The organism is Delftia sp. ASV31, from assembly GCF_016428765.1.
Classification (GTDB): Bacteria; Pseudomonadota; Gammaproteobacteria; order Burkholderiales; family Burkholderiaceae_C; genus Comamonas; species Comamonas acidovorans.
In genome coordinates, this window is record NZ_JAELTK010000313.1 from 1 (window position 1) to 302 (window position 302).

General features: G+C 75.8%; 1 protein-coding gene. It reads left to right on the forward strand.

The genetic code is table 11. The features are described from left to right. Positions 1-302, forward strand: a 302-nt coding sequence (locus JHD82_RS29585; protein WP_199140484.1) for a hypothetical protein, incomplete at both ends; no start/stop codon positions are given.

Here is a 302-nt window from a genome sequence, read left to right on the forward strand (position 1 = left end):
CGCGCCGTGGAGGCCGCCCAGACCATCGGCCTGCACATCTGCGGCGTGGACGTGGTCTGCGAGACCATGCTGCGCCCGCTGGAAGAGCAAAACGGCGGCATCGTCGAAGTCAACGCCGCACCGGGCCCTGTCTCTTATACACATCTCCGAGCCCACGAGACGCTGACGTTGATCGCGTATGCCGTCTTCTGCTTGAAAAGCGGGGGGGGGGGGGGGGGGGGGGGGGGGGGGGGGGGGGGGGGGGGGGGGGGGGGGGGGGGGGGGGGGGGGGGGGGGGGGGGGGGGGGGGGGGGGGGGGGGGG